The sequence below is a fragment of the Nocardia vinacea genome, from assembly GCF_035920345.1.
GTDB classification, from domain to species: domain Bacteria; phylum Actinomycetota; class Actinomycetes; order Mycobacteriales; family Mycobacteriaceae; genus Nocardia; species Nocardia vinacea_A.
In genome coordinates this window covers 66136-86377 of sequence record NZ_CP109149.1, presented here as the reverse complement: position 1 = coordinate 86377, position 20242 = coordinate 66136, and the positions used below count along the sequence as shown (strand labels likewise).

Below are 20242 nucleotides of genomic sequence, written 5' to 3'. Positions count from 1 at the left end.
GCCACCAGCGCGAGGCGGCGGCCCGGTGCTCAGCGCCCGCGAATTCGGTGCCGCCCGATCCGGCGCGTTCCCTCCGCTGTGTCGGGCTCCCACCCTGGTCGGCCGCACTCAGGCGGGTCAGACGACCAGCCGCCCAGCCCCGTGCCGGGGTGCGTGCTCGTGTGCGTCCGGTGCGGGGCCGAGCTGTCTCTTCGACTGAACAGGAACCGTGATGACCGCAACATTGCCCAGCGCTGACACCACCACCGAGGTTTCCCCGTTCGCCACCGCGCTCGGTGAGATCGAATACCTGCTCGAGGTCAACCCAGACACCGCGCGTGAGCGTTTCAGCCACGTTTTGGCCCTGGCCACCCCGGCCGAACGCGAATTCCTCGACCGCGTCGCGGACCTCATGACGCGCGCCCCCTACAAGGTCGCCGCCCGCCGGTTGGGATGGATGGCCAAGAGCCGCCCCGAACTGCGCGAGATGATCATCGACCACACCGCCGATGGCGACCCCGGCCTCTACCGCCCCGAACTCCCCCAACACAACGACACCTCGATCGAGGCCGCCGAATGGGTGCGCCGCTCCATCCGCGACCGCCGCAACCGCGACCGGCTCACCGCCACCCCGTCGGCGGCCACCGACGCCGCGCGCCTGCGCCCGCAGGCCATTGCCGCACGCCGCGCCCGCATCCCCGCACCTGCGCCGGTCAGTCTGCGCCACCGTGACCGCGACCTCGCCGTGGCCGAACGCCGCGAACACGAGTGGGCCGACTACGCCGCTCACCGCCTGTACGGGATCGATACCGCACCCGAGACCGACCGCACCCCACCGGTGCCCGAACCACGTAAACGAGCCGACCTGCTGTGGGCGCACGTGCAAGCCGAGCTGTGGGAGCGCAGCTACTTCCTGCACATCGCGAGCTGCTACACCGAGGCCGACCGCCACCTGCTTGCCCCCGAAACGCCTGAGCGTCACATCGGACACCACGCTCACCACAGCGGCCTCGACGCCGCCGCCCGCGACTTCCTGCGCGGCCATGATGCCGACACCGAGCCCTCGCCTGGTGCGCGACGGGCACGGAGCCGGTGGGCTCGTGCCGTCTTGCCGCCCGCGATCACCACAGCCGACCAAGCCCGTTTCGCGGCCCGGCGCACCGGCATCCCCGTCCCCAGCGATCGCGACGAGTACCTGCCCTACACCGAACTCGACGTCACCGAATCCACCTGGCAGGGCTCGGGCCTCGACTACGACCTCGCCGCGGTGACCCCCTACCTCGGGTGGCCGTGCGTCAACTGCTGGATCGACCGCGCCGCCGCCGACCGCCGACCCCACCACGCCCGCGACAGTCACCCGGTCAGCGACGACGGGCTGTGCGATGTGTGCCGCGCCGACGGGCACCCCGGTATCCCCGCGCTGCCCGCTGGCTTCGGCCTTCGCTCCTACGTGGAGTCCCGCTGCGCCCACATCGCAGCCACCCACCCGCAGCAGGCGCGGCTGCTGCTGGACCGCATCCGGGCCGCCGCCGCGAATACCGGACCGACCTGGCGGCTGATCACGCGCTGGATGGCAGGCAACCTCGACCAGCCCGCACCCGCACCGCACCGCAGCGCCTCCCGCCGCCCGCGCCGTAGCTCGGCACTGGGAGCCGGACAGCGCATCGGCCGCTGCGACGCCTGCGCCCGAAACGGTGTTGTCCACGCCGACAACTACTGCACCGGTTGCCGGATCGACCTCGGGTTGGTTTCCGCGCGCACCCGCGCGGCCTGATCCTCGCCCAACACTCCTCGTTCGCCGGTCCGCCGCGGTGTCGACTCCCCGCGGCGGACCGGTCCACCAACCCCGAATCACAGGAGCACCGTCATGCACCAACTGCCCACCCGAGCGCGCCGCATCCTGCGCGTGCTGTATCGCGCGCTGCACCCGACCCGCCGCAGTGAGGTCCGGGTGCGCGTCTATCTCAACACCGCCACGACCGCGATGCTCACTGGATATCAGCCCGACGCATTGCTGGCACTGGCCTACGCCTACCTCATGCCCATCGACCGACCAACCACCGACGAGGTGTTGCTCGAACGAGTCTTCGCCACGTTCAACGACCATCCCGACCACGACGACGACCACGCCCACACCGACGCCTGGTACGCCAAACCGTTGCGGTCGCTGTCCGTCGGAGATGTCGTCGCTCTCGATGACCGCTGCTACGCCTGCGCATCGGTCGGATGGACACCCATCCCCGCCCCACCGAGCTGACCGACCGCCCTCACCACAGCTCAACTCCGTCCCCGGTCAGGGGGGCGACCGAGTCGAGGGCCACCACGGCCACCATCCAGCCACCCCCAATCGAAAGGGACTCTCAACGAGCGACCGCACGCCCTACACCCCACGAACGCGCGACATCGACGACCTGCGCGGCGAGTACCGCGACCTCCACACATTGCAGCTTGCCCCAGGTCGTCTCCGCACCAGCCCTCCCGCAACGGGTCTCACGTCTCCGGTCCGCCGCGGTGTCGTGCTCCTGCGGCGGACGCCAGCCACCGCAATCCCCCTCACTCCCGCTCCGCCTTGGAGGTACATACCTTGACCAACCCCTGGCTCGACTTCCTCTCCGACCACTACTCCTCGATCTGGATCCTGTGCTGGCTCGCCATCCTCGCGCATTGGATACGCCCCCTGACCGAATCTCGCTGCCGTTGCGGGTGTTCCACCACAACCGCCACCGAACCCGACGCGAGATAGTTCGGAACCCGCTCGCACACAGCGACTCCCGCCACCCAGACCATCCGCGTCCCTCGATACCCCGGTCCGTCGCGGTGCCCACTCCCGCGACCGACCGGCCACCACCAGCCCTCACCGAATCACCAACCCCACCCTCACGCCCCAACTACACTCGCCACCACACCCACACCACCACGCACCGCACTCACCCCTACCTACTACTCCTCCACCACGCACACCTTCACCCCCACCACCCCACTCCCCTCATCTCCACAAATAGACCTCTTGCATCGAGGGGGCGAACCGGGACTATCGCCTGAAACGCGACGACGTCGCGGTCTCCCAGGTGGACTATCAGGAACTGCTACCGCGCGACACTCTTGCACCGACTCGAAGATTGTTGACGCATCATTTATAGTTCCCCAGCGCCCACAGCTGTCACAATTTTATAACGACCAGGGGTTTTGTTTGATTTGCCGATAATTAGGTGAATTGCGAGTCTGGCTTTTATCGCGGATGTGGTGCTTGCTGGAGGTATGACCGCGACATTGCATAAAGTCGTCGCAGGAAATGGCTATCAGTATTACCTGCGTAATGTGGCCGCGAATGATGATCCCGCTCGCGGCCGATCCAGCCTGGCCGACTATTACTCGGTTCATGGGGAGTCGCCGGGGCGTTGGCACGGTACGGGGTTGGCGGCGTTGGGGATCGGGCTCGGTGACGAGGTCACCGAGGATCAGATGAAGTCCCTGTTCGGGTTGGGTCGCCACCCCAACGCCGACGCCATCGAAGCGCGCGTGTTCGACGAGCAGATAGATGCGGGTGCGAAAATCAAAGACGCCTCGCGCGCGGCCGATAAAGCATCGAAGTTGGGGCATCCTTTCCGGGTCTATTCCGACGTCACCGAATACCGGAAACGGTGCGCGCAAGCCTACGAAGAACACAACACCGCGAACGGTTCAGACCTCGATGACAACATTCCCGATGACATTCGTGCACGAATCCGCACCGAAGTCGCGACGGAAATGTTCACCGAACAGTACGACCGTGCCCCCTTGGACGCGCGTGAATTGTCGAGCTGGGTCGCACGGAACTCGCGTCCGAAAGCGACCGCTGTCGCGGGTTTCGACATCACCTTCAGTCCCGTCAAGTCCGTCTCCGCGCTCTGGGCGCTGGCACCGAGGTCGGTCTCCGAGAAGATCGAAGACGCCCACCACGCCGCGATCGAGGTGGCAGTGCGATGGCTGGAACAGCACGCGATCTTCACCAGGCTGGGGCGCAACGGTGTCCGCCAAGTCGATGTCGAGGGCCTGGTAGCGGCGATGTTCACACATCGAGAAAGCCGTGCCGGTGACCCGGACCTGCACACGCACATGCTCATCGCCAACCGCGTGCGCACACTGGATGGGCAGTGGCGCACCCTCGACGGCGCGATGATCTACCAACACATGGTCACCGTCTCCGAGATCTACAACACCAGCCTGGAGTTGTTCCTCGGGGACATGGTGGGTGTGGAGTTCACAGAACGGCCCGGCCTGGACCCGTCCAAACGCCCGATCCGCGAAATTGTCGGCATCCCAACCCGGTTGAACGAGTTGTGGTCTGCGCGTGATGCGGCGATCACCAAACATCTTGGACGGCTCACCGTGGAGTTCCAACGCCGCCTCGGGCGCGAACCGCTACCGGCGGAGACGTTCGATTTGATGGACCGCGCGACCCTGCAAACCCGTCCCGACAAACACCGCATGCGCTCACGAGCCCAGCAGCGCAGCGACTGGCGCGCCCAAGCCCTCACGGAGTTGGGTGGCCGCGAAGCGGTGGCGCGGATGGTTTCCGCCGCTCTGAATCCGGTGCGGCGGGCGCGTACGGCGGTCGATGGGGCGTGGATCGCGCGCACCGCCGAGACGGTGGTCGAGACGGTGTCGGCGCAGCGTTCGACATGGCAACATCACCACATCCGCAGCGAAACCGAACGCCAAATCCGCGGACACATCCGCCTCGGTGAGTGGGAACGCATCGCCGAAGCCGTCGTCGCCGAGGCGCTCTCACCTAGTTCGGTGATCGCGCGTGGAGATCCCGATATCGCCGACGAGCCGCGACTACAAGCGGTGCCGGTGATGTTCGCCCGCCGTGACGGCACCAGCGTGCACACCCGCGCCGGGTCTCAGGTCTACACCTCCAAGCACGTACTGGGTGTCACCCAGCAGTTGATCGACCTCGCCGTCCAACCCGGAGGCCGCCAAATCCCTTCCGCCACCATCGAACAAGCGGTACACGCCTACAACACCACCCACCCCGACAAACAGCTCAACGCCGGACAGATCGCGGCCATACACGGATTCGCGACCTCCCCGCTGCGCGTGCACGCCATCGACGCACCCGCCGGCACCGGCAAAACCACCGCCATGCGCGTACTCGCCGACGCCTGGCACGCCAGCGGCGGCACCGTCCTCGGTCTAGCACCCACCGCGGCCGCGGCAGCGGAGTTGGGTACCTCGATCGGGGCACGGGTGGAGACCGTCGACAAAGTCCTCGACGTCCTGGGCCGCCACACACCGACACTAGAAAACCTTGCCCGCGACGGGAACCGGCCACCACCGTCACTGCCCCAATGGGTGCTGCAAATCGACTCCGACACGTTGGTGATCGTCGACGAACACATCAAAATCGGGAACCTCAAACGCCTACGTCTGCTCCAATTCCTCGCCGGACGCGACGCGACGATCCGCTGCCTCGGTGACCCGAAACAGTTGCCCTCCATCGAGGCCGGTGGCGCCCACACCGACATGAACACCGCCACCAATAACAGCGCGCTCACCCTCAGCCACGTCGTGCGCTTCACCTCACCGGGCGAAGCATCGGCGAGTTTGCTGTTACGCGAGGGGGATCCGGCCGCGCTCGGGTTCTACCTCGATCACCGCCGCATCCACTCCGGCTCTGCTGCTACGACTCACGACGACACCTACACCGGGTGGATCGATGACCACCTGGGCGGTCGCGACAGCATCATGCTCGCGGCCACCCACGACATCGTCGGTGAGCTCAACCAGCGCGCTCGCCAGGATCGGATCGCTCGTTCCGGTGCACATGTCGGGCCGGAATGCGTACTCGCCGATGGGCTTCGCGCGTCGGTGGGTGACACGATCCTGACCCGGCGCAACGATCGACGACTGCGTGTGGGCGATCGGGATTGGGTTCGCAATGGGTATCGATGGATCGTTTCCGACGTGCACGACGACGGAAGCCTGGCGGTCACGCACCTGCGTTCGGGTCGCGAACGCGGTCACACGGTGGCACTTCCCGCGCGATATGTGTCCACGTTTGTGCGTCTCGGGTACGCGACAACGATCGATTCGGCGCAAGGAGTGACCGCTGAAACGTGTCACGTAGCGCTGACCGGATACGAGACTCGCGCGCAGTTGTATGTCGCGATGACCCGCGGCGCGCACACCAACCACGCCTACGTACCGACCACTTTGGACGGTAGCGAGGCATCGTTTTACAGCGAGCCGGCGGTGTTTCCGCGCACTGCGGTCGAAGTCCTGTTGCGCATTTTCGGCCGAGACGGCACGCAGAAATCCGCGCACACCGAGCTGCGGGACGCACTGAATCCGTTCCGTCGCATCGGCCGTGCGGTCAATATCTACCTCGACGCGATCGGCGTCGCCGCCGAAAACGCCCTCGGTGCAGACGGACTCGCCGCGCTCGACGACGCGGCTGAAGCGCTGCGTGCTGGACTCACCGACTGCCCCGCCTACCCGATATTGCGGCAACACCTCGCGAGCATCGCGCTCACAGGAGCTGATCCGATCCCCGCCTTGCACACTGCTGCGGCGGGCCGGGAGCTCGATACTGCCGATGATGTTGCCGCCGTGTTGGATTGGCGCCTGGACCCTTCCGGTGCGCATTCGTGCGGGGTCGGGCCGCTGCCCTGGACTCGGGGCCTGCCGCGCGGCCTGGACGAGGACACCGATTCCGGGCAGCTCGCGGCGCGAGCGCGGATCGTCGCCGACCTCGCCACCGCGATCCGCACCGAAGCCCGAGACTGGACCGCGGCCACAGCGCCGTTCTGGGCACGAACCCTAATCGGTAGCGACCCGAAATTGCTCGCCGACCTCGCGGTCTGGCGAGCCTCCCTGCATGTCGATGACCGCGATCTACGCCCCACCGGACCCGCCCGCCGCACCACCCTGGAACGCGAACATCAGCAACTACTCGACGCCCAAGTCATCGACGCCATCGGTGACATCGATCGGCCCGTCACCACATGGTCGCCAGTGGTGAAACAACTCGACGAGCGCATCACCACCGACCCCTATTGGCCCACCCTCGCCGACAAAATCGACCTCGCCGACCGCGCCGGAATCGACATCAAAACCCGTCTGTGCGACGCCGCTGCTCTCCGACCCTTGCCCGACGAAATGCCCGCCGCCGCATTGTGGTCACGCCTGGAACTCGAACCCTCAGCGCTCGACCACGCCACCGGCGACCGCGATCTGCGCCCGCCGTGGACCACCGAGTTGCACGACATCCTCGGCACCGACACCGGCGACCGGATCATCCACGATCCGGCTTGGCCGCGCATCGTCGCCGCCATCGACCGCGCGACCGGCACCGACTGGACACCTTATGAACTCCTCACCACCGCACACGAACTCCTCCAAGCCGCCCAACCCGACAACACCCGCGCCCTGCGCCCGGACCAGCTCGCCAGCGCACTCGCCTGGCGCATCGACGCACTCCTACACCACAACCCCACCGCCAACCAACCTGACCGGGAACCCGAACCTCAAGCGCATGTCGTCGGCGGATCCGATCGTCCGTCCAACACCACCACTGGGGACCGTCCGGAAACACGCCCCCACAGTGGTGATTTCGAGGCCGAGGGCATCCCGGTCGACATCGGCGAGATTGCAGAGTTGTTGCGGACCGGCCAGATCCGTACCGCTGCTGCTGCGTTCCGCGAACTGACCGACAACGTCGCCGATGAACAACGCGCAATCATCGAACGCGTCGCAGAAACCCTGTACCACTATGCATTTCCCATTGCGCTCGCTCGGCTACGCTACGCCGCCGACCAGTTCCCCGAACATCGCGCACTCATCGAATCCTGCACACCGAGCAGCGATCCGCACGTATACCAACCAGCCACCGAGTCCGCGGCACCCAGATATCGCCGCGACCAGCGCCACGAAGCCGCCCGCGATAACCCCACCCGCACAGAGTCGAGCCGATCCGACATGATCCCGCAGCCGATCGATGAAGACTCCGCAAATGCGGTCGAGGACTACCTCGATACCCGCGCCAATGTCGACGACAACCCCTTCGATCAGCCACTACCCGAAGGAGTTCCCCACCACTACGACCGCGACGTCATCCCCGAATCACAGCCCGATGGCTACGTCTTGGACTACGACCTCGCCGCCGTTCCCGACAGCCACGGCCTCAGCTGCGTCTGTTGCGGACTCGAGCGCGCCCGCATCGACATCACGCCGATCTCGTTGCGCCGCAGCGACGACGGACTCTGCGGCGACTGCCGCGACAACAACGAACCCGGCATCCCCGATCACGACCCCACCGACCACATCCAAGCCCGCTGCGACCACATCGCCGCCATCCATCCACCTGAGGCGGCCCGCGCCATACTGCGACGCGACTGGCGCGCCAGCGGACCCGTCGCCCGCGCACGAATCACCGCATGGACCACAGCTCATCCCCTCCCCGAACCGGTCACCACACCAACGCTCGACGCACTCGGAGTGCTCAGCGAAACCGAACTCCACCAGAGCATCAACGACCTCTACCAGTGCATCGCGCTCGCCGACACCGACGCATTCATCTACAACCCCCACGTGAACCAGCCCGACCCTCATGACGAGGAAGCGGGACGCCATCAGCAAGAAGCGCGCCAAGCAATCCACAACGCCCGCACCAGCATCCGCGAATTCGAAGACGCCGAACGCGCTGTCCGCGCCGTCACCACCCAAATCGACAGCGCCAGAACCACGCTCGTAGACACACCGGTCTACCGTCGTAGCCAACTCCGCGCCTTGAACACCCAGATCGCCAGCCTCGAAACCGAACGACAACGCCGCACCAACCTCAGGGATTCCGCACGCACCACCGCCCGCAACGCCCAACGTCGAGCGCTACAGATCGCTGGCCCCGCCGAGGAATGGGAACAAATCCTGACCGCCGACAGTCAACCTGCCTCCACATCCACCACCTCGCAGCCAGCCGAGATCGACCCGGCCGAACAAGCACACGCCGCTCGCATCGCCGACTTCGAGCAGCAACTCGAACAGTTGTTATCCGAACAACACCGACGCACCCAACTGAACCCCATCGAGGCCGACATCGAACAACAACTACGTCAACAACTCAGCGGGCCCGACGACGAAAGCTTCGACTACTTCGACGATCCCGTCGACATCAGCCAGGCACAGCACGAGCACGATTTCGGACTGTGAGTGAGCGCAGCACGAACCCGTGTGACGCTTTCACCGGGAATCGCCGAGCGACAGGCTCATAAACCCAACGTCATTTTCCGAACGGATGTTGCCAGGTTCGGAGTTCCGGTAAGTTCGAAATCGGCTCTGGGCCTGGGACTTCGATGATCACGGTATCGTCCACAGTGGCTCGGCGATCACGCGGGCGAAGCGGGGGCAGTCAATGGACACGGAACTGACACTGTCGATCATCGGTGCCGACCCCAGTTGGCACATCGGGGAACTAATCCGCTGGTTGCGTGCAGAGCCAGAACTGCGCGGAAAAATCACCGTCACCGATGCGGTTCCCAATCCCGGCGACATGGGTTCGCTGGTCGAGCTGGCCACCGTCGCGGTCGGCGGTGGCGGGGTGTTATCGGTGCTGGCTACATCGCTGAAGACCTGGTTCGCCCAGCCACGGCATTCCGACATCCACATCGAGGTTCGCAACCTCAGTGGGCGGTCGGTGATTGTCGATGCTGAGCGTGTGCCTGATGTGGCAGCTTTGCTGCAAGCGGTCCTGGACGCCGACGGGTGAGCTGAAGCGGCGCAAGGGAATGCCGAGATGCGGTTACCGGATCAACAGACCTCGCATGCGGTCCTTATCGGGATCGACTGCTATGAGCATCTGCCGGATCTTCCGGGTGTACATGCAGGCGCGGCCGAGCTGCGTGATGTGCTCAGCGATCCGGTACACGGATCGCTGCTTGCCGACCACTGCACCCTTCTTCCAGAAACCGCGTCGCCATCGGCGATCGGCCACGCGGTCGCTGCGGCGGCGGCGCAGGCCCGCGATCTGCTGCTGATCTACTTCGCCGGGCATGGAGTGCTCGGTCCCCGGCGTGGCGAGCTGCATCTGGCGGTGGCAGACACGCATCCAGACCGCCCCGGAATCGGTGGCGTTCCATTCGAGGCCTTCCGCGACCTCTACGTGGACAGCCCCGCAGCCGCCAAGGTCGTGATCCTGGACTGTTGCTATTCCGGACGCGCACTCGGCGTCAACCAGTCCGCAGACGGCCAGGGCCTGCTGAACGAGATTGTCACCGAAGGCACGGCCATCCTGACATCCGCACCGCCCAACGGGATCTCGAAAAAGCTCGACGCCGAGACCTACCCCGCCTACACGGGCCGTCTCATCCGCCTGTTGCGTGAAGGCCTGCCCGGCGGCCATGAACTATTGACGCTGCCCGCCCTGCACCGGCAACTCTGCCATGAACTAATCGCGGCCGGCCTGCGTCAACCGCAGGCCGACCTCAACCCCCTGCTCGACCAACTCGGGTTGATTCGCAACCGATCCCGATCGGGCGGTCCCTCACTCGAGGTGCAACTGCGTCACGCCATCCGATCCGGGCAATTGGTGCTTCACTATCTGCCTGAAGTCGATCTGCGCACGGGAGCACTAGTGGCCGTCGAGGCCCTGGTGCGATGGAATCATCCCGATCGGGGACTGCTCTTGCCGTCGGCCTTTCTCCGCGCTTTCGAAAAGGCCGGTCTCGCACCCGAACTCGGCTGGTGGGTCATTCGCACCGCCTGCACCGAGTTCGTCGGGTGGCGGGCGCAGGGACTTGCGCAAGACATGACGCTGCGGATGAACATCTCGCCTCTCCTGCTCGCGGAGCCGGAGTTCGTCGACACCCTCGATGCAGTTATCCGCCGCACCGGTATCGAAGCCGCATCGGTATCGATCGAACTCGCCGAAGACGCCGACACCGACTTCGAGTCAGCCGTCGCTGTCGTCCGCGGTCTGAAACGGCTCGGAATCAAAGTGGGCATCGGTGGATTCGGAACGTACAACGGCTCACTAGCGATGCTGCGACAGTTACCAGTCGACTACCTCGAGATACACCACTCGTTTGTGCTCCAACTGGAGGCCGACAATCAGGACGCGATGGTGGTGCGGGCCATCATCGGACTGGCCGCAAGCTTCGGACTAGTAGTCTCCGCCGCGGGAATCGAAACACCGGAAGCCGCCCGAATACTGGCCGAGCTGGGCTGTTTTCGCGGACAAGGTTTCCTCTTCTCGGCGCCGATACCCGGCGAAGACACTCGTGCGCTTATTGCACGCGGCGGATTCATCGGCAACTTGCCACAACCGATGGACTCTGGCCAGCACGCCGAACCGACCTCCCGATAATCGCCATTCGCGACGTAGCGCTGCGGTGCTGGGAGAGTCAGCGCACCCGTGAGCCTGATGATCACCAGTCGACCGCGACGGATTACGCGGCGATCCTCGTTCGAACTCATCCTCGCTGATCACCCACTCCGCCAATTCTGGATCCCACAAATCGATCGGCGGATTCAGCGGCCAGTCGTCTGGTCGACAGGCTTTCCCCGCGGTGGCCGAGTGTGTTCTCGGATCGGAATGGAAGCTGAGTACCTTCCCACCAAACCTGTCAGAATCATCTGCGTGCCAAGGACTCCCACGATACTGCTCGCGGCAATCATGGCCACTTGGACATTGCCGATCGCTGCCGCACCGTCCGTCGCCGCATCGGGTAGCTACCAGGTGCCGGACCTCAGCTTCGCTGCGACCGGTCCGCACGAGGTAACTGCAACAATCCACAATCCGAACGAGTCAGGAATCTGCTGGGCAACGATCGGAATCGACGGATCAGTGCACGAATTCGCCGAACACAGCGGTGCCGGGTACGCACAAGCGGGGCAGACGATTCAGATCATGCGTGACAGCCTGGCAGCGGGTCGGTATCTCGTTGGCGGTGGCTGCGGAGCAACCGAAACCGACCCACACCAGGTGGTTGCACCGACCCAGGAGGTGAAAGTGCTGGGTGATACTCCGCAACCGCCATCCGGTTCGTCTGCCCTCAGTTGATTCTTCTCGCCCCTGCGGAGGCCACCGCTTGTCCCCGCCCGCCACGGGCACCTAGACGCTTTCGGCTGCCCGCAGTTGAGCGAACCACGCCATGATCGACCGCTTATACCCGTCAGGCATGTTCAGCCCGCCGATCTCGTCATCCCGGAACAGCCCGACTTCCTTGTGCTCGTGGGAAAGTACGGGTTCGTCGTCGGTGTCGGGATAGCAGCCGTAGGTGACGATGAAGACGTGTCGTTCGGCTGCGTTGATGTAGTAGATCCAGGTGTCGAGGATCGGGCCGGTGTTGACCGGCCACTGTGTCTCCTCGGTGATCTCCCGTGCCACGCATTCCTCGGGGGTTTCTTCCGGTTCGATCCGACCGCCCGGCAGTTCCCACTCCTCGCGTTCGTTCTTGAGCAGCAGAACTTTGCCGTCACGGACGACGACGCCCTTGATCGAGATCGAATTCAGATGCGGCACATACCCGGAGCCAGCCATAGCTTGGGACGCTAGCACCGGCGCCACCAGCAAGGCAGGACGCTAACGATGACGATCTGTCAGTGGTCCGACGCCCATACACCCGGTGATGCCGCTGATCATGACCGTTGCTTCTTCGAAGCTCCAGCCGAGCCGCATCAGGACCGCTACCGGCCATTCACCTGTACCGACCACAGCGATACCGGTATCGGTGAGTTCCCGACATGCCACACAGGCACCCTCACCCACCACCAGCGCAGGCCGAGGAGGCGGCGCGGAACCACCAGTACGCGACCGCGCGTTCCCGGCATGCGGTGACCTTGTGTGCTCCGGCAAGCGTGATGCGCCGGACAGCAATCCGGCGCGGAGATGTCGTAGGCACGGCAGAGCCGACTCAGCAGAACCGCGCCTCCGTGATCCACCCCTGTCTCACGCTCGGCGCCCGCACACAGCGACGCATAAGTGATCACGGCGGCGAGCGCTCCGACGGTGTTGTCAGCCGCCGGGGTATCCGGTGCCGGAGCCAGTGGCTGATCCCGCCGGGTTGGCCGGATCGCATCAAATGTGCGGCCTCCCACTCGTTTCCGGCACCGACAAGCCCGCCTTACTTAGAGTGCCTTCCATTCCCACGGTTTCGGCAAGTGCCCACGCAAGCAAGCAATTCGATGTTTTGCTTGTTGCGCCGCAACCGCATTCGCTGCAGCACGCTCGAGCGAGAACCCCACCCAACGTAGCTCTTGGATATCGGCGAAGAGTCTGAAGTCCGATGACCCTGTGATGTCCTGGCCGCCATAAGCGTTCACGAACGACAGGTAGTCAGTCTCGGGAATCCGTGCGAAGTCGGTGTAGTCGACAGCGAGTTGAATGAGATCCCATTCCGGCCGGCCAACCGATACCTTGTCGAGATCCAGCACAGTCGCAACACCCGATTGCGGCACGAGCAGATTGCCTTGCCAGGCATCACCATGAATCACCGAGAGCCGTAGCGGACCGGGCAGCGTGTCATATTGCCGCCGTAGTTCGTCGTAGCGCGTCAGCAGCCACATTCGGTCATCGAGGTCTACCGTGCCCGCGGTCGCCAATCGTTCGCGAAGGTCACCGAACGGGTCGTATTTCGGCAAGTCGGGATCGGTCGGCGGTGTCAACGAGTGGAGTGCGCGGAGCATGGCGCCGAGCTCGGCAGGGGTGGCCGGCCGATGGTTCGGGATGAGATGCCACCAGGTGACGGGTCGGTCGTCGACAACGATAGGCTGAGGCAGTTCCGATACCGTCTCCACTGTCGGGATACCAGAACTGTTGAGCCACTGCGACACTCGCAACTCCCGCTCGGCAGCCTTCAGGCTGCCGGGCCTCCCGATCCGGGCCACGATGTCACCAACCCGGTAAATCGCGTGGGATCCTTCGCGGATCACCTCGTGCTCATTCAGGTCGAGGTCGGCTCGCTGAGCGGCCTTCGCCAGTATTTCCTCGGATGATGTTGCTGCCGTCATAACGCTGCTTTCGCTGCAGATCGGCGGGTGATGACTTCGCGCAGTTCCACGACGTCCTTCATTCGCCGGTGACGTGACGAAGCAGCAGCCAATCGCTGCAGTTCGTTGTGGATACGATGCGAGTCGAGCTGGCCGGCCTGCGTAGCCGCACGGATCCCAAGGACTACTGCTTCTTTCGGGTCGCCGAGCTGCATCGTCAGGGTAGCCAAGCGCGTGAGCGAGAACGTCTGGGAGCGCAGGTATTCTGCAGCTTGAAGTTCGACAGCTCGCTGAATCCTGGGTGCTGCCAACTTGATTCGGTGTCGAGCTTGTGCGATCGGGATCAGGGCCTTGCCGGTGCTACCGAGGTGCTCCGCCTCGTCGTAGAAGCACAGCCACGGGGCGTTCGTGGCAGGGGTGCGCTGGGCAAAGTATTCGTCGGCGCGTGCCACCTCGGAGAGTGCTTCGTCGGGTCGTGCCGTAGCGGCCAAGTATTGGGCGCGTAGGGCGCTGAGCATGGCGCGGGTTGTGGCGGAGAGTCGGTCGGATCGCACTTGGGCCAGCTCGATGAGCGACAATCCGCCATCAGGATTGCCGATATAGGCCATCTTGCGTGCCATGTCGGCGAGCGTGCTGGCGCGCAGCTCCCACGATCCGGCTGCGTCGGCGCACCATAGTGCCAGCCGGAACCTGCGCTCAGCCGCCGTGTGATCGCCGATGTCGAAGGAGGCATATCCAGCGACGCTACCGAAGTTGCCGATCGCTTCGAGCATGGCCCGGCGAGTGCCCGGCGACGCCTTTGCATCGAGCAGGCGCACGAAGTGGCCAAGTTGTCTGCCCGCGACAAGGCTGATCGAGCCGCCGCCACGGAGGTTCTCCGCCGAAGCGATTGTGCGCGTGGCCATTTGGACGTCGATGACTTCGGTTGTGCCGACACGGCGGATCGGCTTGTCGTCGGCGTTCGGGCCGAAATAGTGGGCAGGACCGGTGCCTGGATCGAAAGGGCTGAACAGGTTTATCGCGAGCAATCCGCCCGGCTGTGGCGCCGCTTCGCGTCGCCGACGATTCGGTATGAAGCCCAGCTCACTATCGGTGGCGTGCAGGACGGCGCGGAAGGCTTCCCGGTAGAGCTCGTTGGGCCAGCGGACAGTGCCGCGCTCATAGCGGGCGATAGTGCGGGCATCGAGTTCGCGCCGCTGACCGTGCTGGCGCCAAATGTAGGCGTTGACGGCCTCGGCCAGCTCGGCGCGGCTCATTACCTGAGCAGAAGTCACTCGCGACGGTGTGGCCTCCCGTCGCTGCTGGAGTTGCACGTTCGGTTGCATGCGTCCCCTTACCGGTATCGGTCGGCTCAGTCTATCGAGCGGCACCGACACCGAGTCGGGCAGATTATCTGCCCCGTAACTTGCCCTCTTTCTGAAGCGCCGCGTGCGTGAGGCTTGAACAACGGCTCCGATCTGGCGGGGGCGTCGTGCACAACGTGATCAGTTGGGGGATCCAATGAGACCATGTGAATCGGTCCGAGGCGCTATCGGTGCGGCACCAGCGTCGCGCATCGTCCACCCGGACGTTGAATCCGGGTGGCGCACAGCGCGCCGTGTCGCTGACCGCAGCACAACACTGCGCGCCGCTGTAGTGGGCCTCGGACGTCAAGCAATCAACGATCACCTTCCAGCGCTCGTGGCGTCACATCACGTCGAGCTGGTCGCCGTCTGCGATGCGGACGCGAACATCGTGCATGAGCAGCAAACGTTGCATCAGGTGCCCGGCTTCACCGACTACCGCGAAATGTTTGAGGCTGAGGCCGTCGACCTCGTCGTGGTCTGTGTCCCGCACGATGTTGGCCGGGCGGTGATCGAGTGTGCGGCGGAGCATAAGGTCCACGTGCTCAAGGAGAAGCCTTTCGCCACCGACCTGGTCGAGGCCATCGAACTGGCGGAGTTGTGCGAACGATCCGGCATCAAGCTGATGGTCACGCTGCAACGGCGATTCAATCCGATCTATACGAGCTTCCCGCAGCTCGCTGATCAGATCGGCACGCCGTTTCTGATCGACGCGCGCTACACCGTGCATGTCGATGACCCGTCCGAGGGCTGGCGCGGGCAGACCGCCAAGGCGGGCGGCGGCTGCGTGATCGACATGGGCTACCACCTCATCGACCTGCTCCTGTGGTATTTCGGATTGCCCGACAGCATCGCTGCCGAACTGTCGGTCGGTGCGCGACCGGACCGGCGGTACGACGCCGAAGATACTGCGCTCATTCACTTTTCGTACGAAGGCGGCCTCTACGGCTCGTTGCTCCTCTCGCGGTTCATCGGACCGAAAACCGAAGAAATCCGGCTCGTCGGGTCTGACGGCGTCGTGCATCTGGAACGTGGCCGCATCCGCCGACTAACCAACAGCGGCGAGGTCATCGAGTCACTGCATCGTGAACAAGCCTGGCCCTCGGCCGCGGCCTGCCAGATCGACTACTTCCACCGCGTCATCAACGGCACCCGACCCAACCTCAGCGATCCAGCCGAAAACCTCGCTCACATGGCCTTTGTCGCCGCCTGCTACGAGGCTGCGCGCACCCACATCCCCCTCAATCCCAAGGAGCTCTTGTGACCTCACCACTCGCGCTGCTCGGCGGCGCGCCTGTCATATCCGGAGCAGCGCCGCACTTTTCATGGCCACCACTGACCGAAGCCACCAGCATCGCCGTCCTCGACCAGCTCGACGAGGGCATCTCGATCTACGACCGCTCGGGTGTCATCGCCCGACTGGAAGATGCCCTTCAGCGCTACTTCGGTGTCCGCCACGCCATCCTCACCAGCTCAGGCACAGCGGCGCTGTATTCGATGTACGCCGCCTGCGGCATCGGGCCGGGCGATGAAGTGATCGTGCCCGCATACACGTTCTTCGCCACCGCCACACCGCTCTTGCACCTGGCTGCGACCCCCGTCCTGGCCGATTGCGACGCCAGTGGCAACCTCGATCCGGCCGACGTGCCGAGACGCATCACCGACCGAACCAAAGCCATTGTGGTGACCCATATGTGGGGAATGCCCGCCCAAGTCCAACGTCTGCGCACACTGGCGGACGCCCACGGCTTGCTACTGCTTGAAGACGCTTCCCACGCTCACGGGGCGAGTATCGGTGAGAAGAAGCTCGGCACGTTCGGGCGAGCCGCCGCTTTCAGCATGAACGGGCCCAAACCGCTGTCAGCAGGCGAAGGCGGCCTCATCCTCACCGATGACGAGGAGGTGTATCACCGCGTCTTGCTGCATGGCCAGTACAACAAGCGGTGCCGAAACGAAATCCCAGCGCGTTCCGACCTCAGTCGCTACGCCGTGACGGGCATGGGACTCAAGCATCGCATCCACCCACTGGCCGCGGCCGTTGCGCTGGAACAGCTTTCACATCTGGATGACTACCTCGCAGGGCGGCAGCACATCGCCGAGCACATCCACGACGAACTCCAGCGAGAGCCGGGCATGACCATTACCTGGCACGAACCACACACGCGACCAGCCTGGTACGGACTCACGATCCTCTACGACGGCGAATTCTTCGACGACGTGCCGGTCGAGCGCTTCCACGCCGCGTTGCAGGCCGAGGGCTGCTACGAATTCGACCGACCAGGATCGACCTGCCCGCTGAACCTGCTGCCGCTTTTCCAGGAGCCAGGTCCGTTGTTTCCCGCCTTCACTGGCAAGCTGGCTTACGCCCCTGGTGACTACCCACGAGCCGAAGAGCTCCACCATGCCACTCTCAAACTCCCTGTTTGGCATCGAGACGAGGACCTGCCGCTCGTCGACCGCTACATCGAAGCGCTCTACAAAGTCATCACCCACCACGCCGATTTGAAAGGGTAGAACTCGATGGTCGAGACAACACTGCTGGAGAAGTTGACGCGGGAAGCCGACCGTGACGAGGTGCAACAACTCGTCGTGGGCGCCGTCGTCCAACACAGCGGAAAGATTCTGCTGTTGCAACGCCCCACTGACGATTTCATGGGTGGGATCTGGGAACTTCCCAGCGGCAAAGTCGATCCCGGCGAATCCATCGACCAAGCCCTGATCCGGGAAATCAAAGAGGAGACCGGCCTCGACGTCACCGCCATCCGAAACTACCTGGGCGACTTCGACTACCAGTCCGGCAGCGGCAAGAAGAGCCGCCAATTCAACTTCACCGTCGAGGTCGCCAGTACCGACACAGTGCAGCTGACCGAACACGACGCGTACACATGGACCAGCCTGGCCGAGGAACCACCGGTCACAGATGCCGTGAAACAAGTCCTGGCGCGGTATCGGGAGATCTGAACGGGCACCGGGCAATTCGGCGGCGCAAAGGGGCGAAACTGAAAGTCTCATGAGCCGCCAACAGCCCGCTCCGGAAACGGAGCGGGCCACGTTGACGGTGCACGTCCGAGCTACTGGTCATCTGCGGCGTCATCGATCACCGGCATTACCTCAGTGTCGTCATCTTCGCTCCACCACCGCCGCGGCCTCGCCAGCAGCGATGCACTCGTCGACACTTCGTCGCCGAGCTCGTACTCGTCGGACTCCCACGGATCGTCCCTACTCGACACGTTCCCTACAGCGTGCCGCCCTTGTAGCTCGGTTGTCTTCCACCAGTAACCCAACCGGAAGCACAACACCGCTGTGAAGACGACTGAGCCGCTCCACGGGATGGCGACGAGCAGCGTTGGCATCGTTCAGGATTCGTTCTCGCTCAGGAGCAGATACGCCGCCTCCGCATGCACCACGCAGTCATCCGGATGGTGGTAGCGGTGGATCTCGAGGAGCTGGCGAGCACGCTTAGGGGTGAGTTCCATCAGGTGTACCTGACACATGTACTCCGCGAGCACTCCCTCGGCGTGAACGAATGTCCTGTGGCTGAAGGAGTTCGTCATCAGCACTCTGCCTCGTCGGGCGACCCATTCGCCTGCGGTCTGTCAGACTCGTCGCTGGTTGGTCCTTCCGGCCGAATCGTCTTCGGCGGAAACACACCCCTGGCCTTGTCCGGCAACCGCATCCGTCCAGCCCGCACATCGGCGACCAACCGGTCGAGCGCTTCGATCTGCCGATTCAGTTCCACCGCATCGTTTTCGGCGTGAGCGGATTGGTCCTGCCGCAGCGCCACCAGCAGGTACTTCCAACCCAGCCAGGCCACCATCTCGCCACACGACGACGGATTCGTCGGTGCGTCAGCGTCGACCGTAATCCCCCTGACGTGCCCTCCCGCTTCGCGGTCGATCAGCCACGTCAGCAGTGAAAGGTGCTCCTCAGCCGGGACGCCCGTGTTGCGGCCATGCTCGTAGACGTGGCGCCAGATGCCGATGTACTGCCGAGCACAGCGCATGAGCACCGTGCCGGGTTCATCGACGCTCGCGAACACCCGCAGGAACGGCCCCGCATCCGGCAGTGGCTGGTCAGGCCGAGCCTCAACCGGTGGGGCTGAAAACAACGCCGCTCTGTTCAGTGAGAGCCCGAATACAAAATGATCTGGTGGTTGATGGTCAGATGGCACAGTGCGCGTCCCTTCACATTTCGCAGACAACTGGTGCTCGATGGTTGGCCAGTGCGGTCAGTCCCAAAGTTCGCCGCACGGCAAAGGCGGCAGATCGACGCGCACATCGTCATCGACCGTGACAACGAATTCAGGAAAGCCCTGGGCCAGTTCATCGGCCACATTTTGGGCTTGTTCGGCACTGGCTTGGTAATCCAAGTTCAGCGCTCCGAATTCGATGTGGATGTGGCGAATTCGACGCGGCGGCGATGCGACATGCGACTGATGTGTCGTCACCACCATCACCGCAGTCTGTTCGGGGCTAGAACCATCCGACCGGCGTCGACCAGGATCTGCTGTGCGGCAGCCTTGCGCGGGCACTGCTTCGCACGGCAAGCAATATGGATCTGCATAATCTCGTGCGCTTGGGCAACTGTGAACGGCAGCATCGGCGCCTGATGGGCACCAGCGTCGCACAGGGCGATGAGTTGGTACATGGCAAGAGAATTCGTGGGCATCGTCCATCCTTCTTCCGGTGCAATAAGCAGCAAGGTCAGGCGGTACCCGGCACCGGGGGCTTTCGCCACCGGCCCCGGCTCAAAGGGGCCAATGCGCCGCCCGAGGCGGTAACGGCGTCGGCCCGGTGCCGGGCACCGAAACTGACCGTAAAGCCGCCAAAACGCCAGGTGGGCGCGGAAATTTAGGTTTCCATTTTGTTTATACGAAAACCCATATATTCTGCGGGGGAATGGTTTTCAGGTAGACAGCTTGGGCAAATCAGCCGACAATCGGGGACGCTGGA

At 64.2% G+C, this 20242-nt stretch carries 17 protein-coding genes; 9 read left to right on the top strand and 8 right to left on the bottom strand.

What is annotated here, in order from left to right:
• The first annotated feature begins 211 nt into the window (after nucleotides 1–211).
• From OIE68_RS00365 to OIE68_RS00340, 6 genes are all read left to right on the top strand, one after another.
• Nucleotides 212–1753 (top strand): hypothetical protein, encoded by a 1542-nt coding sequence (locus OIE68_RS00365; RefSeq protein WP_327097375.1) that lies wholly within the window; start codon nucleotides 212–214, stop codon nucleotides 1751–1753.
• Between the two features lie 93 nt (nucleotides 1754–1846).
• Nucleotides 1847–2236 (top strand): hypothetical protein, encoded by a 390-nt coding sequence (locus OIE68_RS00360; RefSeq protein WP_327097374.1) that lies wholly within the window; start codon nucleotides 1847–1849, stop codon nucleotides 2234–2236.
• Between the two features lie 1001 nt (nucleotides 2237–3237).
• A complete protein-coding gene (gene mobF, locus OIE68_RS00355; protein WP_327097373.1) occupies nucleotides 3238–9171 on the top strand; it encodes a MobF family relaxase in 5934 nt (1977 codons plus the stop codon).
• A 202-nt stretch (nucleotides 9172–9373) separates the two neighbouring features.
• Nucleotides 9374–9727, top strand: coding sequence for an effector-associated constant component EACC1 (locus OIE68_RS00350; protein ID WP_327097372.1), 354 nt, complete (start codon nucleotides 9374–9376; stop codon nucleotides 9725–9727).
• Between the two features lie 27 nt (nucleotides 9728–9754).
• Nucleotides 9755–11323, top strand: a complete 1569-nt coding sequence (locus OIE68_RS00345) for an EAL domain-containing protein (protein ID WP_327097371.1) — start codon at nucleotides 9755–9757, stop codon at nucleotides 11321–11323.
• Between the two features lie 273 nt (nucleotides 11324–11596).
• Entirely contained in the window at nucleotides 11597–12019 is a 423-nt protein-coding gene (locus OIE68_RS00340; RefSeq protein WP_327097370.1) for a hypothetical protein, read from the top strand.
• Between the two features lie 51 nt (nucleotides 12020–12070).
• Here OIE68_RS00340 and OIE68_RS00335 read toward each other — a convergent pair whose 3' ends face one another.
• The 3 genes from OIE68_RS00335 to OIE68_RS00325 form a co-directional block, all read right to left on the bottom strand.
• The gene (locus OIE68_RS00335; RefSeq protein ID WP_327097369.1) at nucleotides 12071–12499 is read right to left on the bottom strand and encodes an NUDIX hydrolase; all 429 of its coding nucleotides are present in this window, start codon (nucleotides 12497–12499) and stop codon (nucleotides 12071–12073) included.
• Between the two features lie 587 nt (nucleotides 12500–13086).
• Complete coding sequence (locus OIE68_RS00330) at nucleotides 13087–13968, bottom strand: aminoglycoside phosphotransferase family protein (RefSeq protein WP_327097368.1); 882 nt, start codon at nucleotides 13966–13968, stop codon at nucleotides 13087–13089.
• Entirely contained in the window at nucleotides 13965–14975 is a 1011-nt protein-coding gene (locus tag OIE68_RS00325) for an XRE family transcriptional regulator (protein WP_327097367.1), read from the bottom strand. The genes OIE68_RS00330 and OIE68_RS00325 overlap by 4 nt, the downstream gene beginning before the upstream one ends.
• 472 nt (nucleotides 14976–15447) lie before the next feature.
• Between OIE68_RS00325 and OIE68_RS00320 the strand changes: the two genes are divergently transcribed.
• Genes OIE68_RS00320 through OIE68_RS00310 form a run of 3 tightly spaced genes read left to right on the top strand, consistent with a single transcriptional unit; the run spans nucleotide 15448 to nucleotide 18251 of the window.
• Nucleotides 15448–16554 carry a Gfo/Idh/MocA family oxidoreductase gene (locus OIE68_RS00320; RefSeq protein WP_327097366.1) on the top strand — a complete coding sequence of 369 codons (1107 nt, stop codon included), beginning with the start codon at nucleotides 15448–15450 and terminating at the stop codon, nucleotides 16552–16554.
• A complete protein-coding gene (locus tag OIE68_RS00315) occupies nucleotides 16551–17804 on the top strand; it encodes a DegT/DnrJ/EryC1/StrS family aminotransferase (RefSeq protein ID WP_327097365.1) in 1254 nt (417 codons plus the stop codon). Before OIE68_RS00320 ends, OIE68_RS00315 begins: the two co-directional genes overlap by 4 nt.
• 6 nt (nucleotides 17805–17810) lie before the next feature.
• Nucleotides 17811–18251 carry an NUDIX domain-containing protein gene (locus OIE68_RS00310; RefSeq protein ID WP_327097364.1) on the top strand — a complete coding sequence of 147 codons (441 nt, stop codon included), beginning with the start codon at nucleotides 17811–17813 and terminating at the stop codon, nucleotides 18249–18251.
• A gap of 110 nt (nucleotides 18252–18361) precedes the next feature.
• Here OIE68_RS00310 and OIE68_RS00305 read toward each other — a convergent pair whose 3' ends face one another.
• The 5 genes from OIE68_RS00305 to OIE68_RS00285 all read right to left on the bottom strand — a co-directional run bounded on the left by OIE68_RS00305 (nucleotide 18362) and on the right by OIE68_RS00285 (nucleotide 19958).
• The gene (locus tag OIE68_RS00305) at nucleotides 18362–18643 is read right to left on the bottom strand and encodes a hypothetical protein (RefSeq protein ID WP_327097363.1); all 282 of its coding nucleotides are present in this window, start codon (nucleotides 18641–18643) and stop codon (nucleotides 18362–18364) included.
• A gap of 3 nt (nucleotides 18644–18646) precedes the next feature.
• Nucleotides 18647–18844 carry a hypothetical protein gene (locus OIE68_RS00300; RefSeq protein ID WP_327097362.1) on the bottom strand — a complete coding sequence of 66 codons (198 nt, stop codon included), beginning with the start codon at nucleotides 18842–18844 and terminating at the stop codon, nucleotides 18647–18649.
• Nucleotides 18844–19329 (bottom strand): hypothetical protein, encoded by a 486-nt coding sequence (locus OIE68_RS00295; protein WP_327097361.1) that lies wholly within the window; start codon nucleotides 19327–19329, stop codon nucleotides 18844–18846. The genes OIE68_RS00300 and OIE68_RS00295 overlap by 1 nt, the downstream gene beginning before the upstream one ends.
• 189 nt (nucleotides 19330–19518) lie before the next feature.
• Nucleotides 19519–19746, bottom strand: coding sequence for a hypothetical protein (locus OIE68_RS00290; protein ID WP_327097360.1), 228 nt, complete (start codon nucleotides 19744–19746; stop codon nucleotides 19519–19521).
• Nucleotides 19743–19958, bottom strand: coding sequence for a hypothetical protein (locus tag OIE68_RS00285; RefSeq protein ID WP_327097359.1), 216 nt, complete (start codon nucleotides 19956–19958; stop codon nucleotides 19743–19745). The genes OIE68_RS00290 and OIE68_RS00285 overlap by 4 nt, the downstream gene beginning before the upstream one ends.
• Between the last annotated feature and the right edge of the window lie 284 nt (nucleotides 19959–20242).